The sequence below is a fragment of the Marinitenerispora sediminis genome (assembly GCF_003336425.1).
GTDB lineage: Bacteria > Actinomycetota > Actinomycetes > Streptosporangiales > Streptosporangiaceae > Marinitenerispora > Marinitenerispora sediminis.
The window spans coordinates 1-711 of the sequence record NZ_QEIO01000331.1; the positions used below are offsets into that span (position 1 = coordinate 1).

A 711-nucleotide genomic window follows, 5' to 3' on the forward strand; every position below is an offset into this window, starting at 1 on the left:
CCTGGGAGCCGCCGTGCCCGCCCCCGTCCTCGCGGAGGACCTGCTCGTCCTCGCCTACCACCCCGGCACCGGCCGTCCGCTGGCCGATGGCACCCGGCTCAACGCCGGCCTGGCGGGCGCGCTGCTCGCCGAGCTCTACCTCACGGGCCGCATCGCGATCGAGCGCGACCGCGTCCGGGCCGTCGACGGCCCCGCCGCCCCCGGGCACACCGCCGGCGGGCACAGCGAACTCGACCTCCTCGTCGCCCGGATCGCGCGGCAGCGGCGCGCGGGCACCCTCAAGTCGTGGGTGGCGCGGGCCCAGTCCGTCCGGCTGCGCAGCGCGGTGCGGGACACGGCCGTGGAGCGCGGGCTACTGACCCTTGAGCGGGTCAGCGTGCTGACGGTCTTCACACGCTCGGACTACCGGCCGGCGGACCCGGCCGCCCGGTCCGCCCTGCTGGACGGGCTGCGTGCGGTGCTCATGGGCGAGCGTGCGCCGGACCCCCGCTCGGCCGCGCTGCTCGCCCTCGTCGGCGCGACCCGGCTGGACCGCCGGCTCTTCGCCGACGTGCCCGCGCGCGAGCGCCGGCGCCGGATGAAGGGCCTGCTGGCCGACGACCGGATCGGCCGCGCGGTCGCCGCCGTGATCCAGTCCGTCGAGGCCGCGGTGGCGTTCGGCGCAGGCGGCGGGGACGGCGGTCCAGCCGGGTCGCGCCGACGAGGGCGAGC

1 protein-coding gene is annotated in these 711 nt (G+C 78.9%); it reads left to right on the plus strand.

Features of this window, described 5'->3' with window-relative positions:
* Positions 1-13 precede the first annotated feature (13 nt).
* A partial coding sequence (locus DEF28_RS26640) for a GOLPH3/VPS74 family protein (RefSeq protein WP_158562931.1) occupies positions 14-711 on the plus strand: 698 nt, incomplete at its 3' end.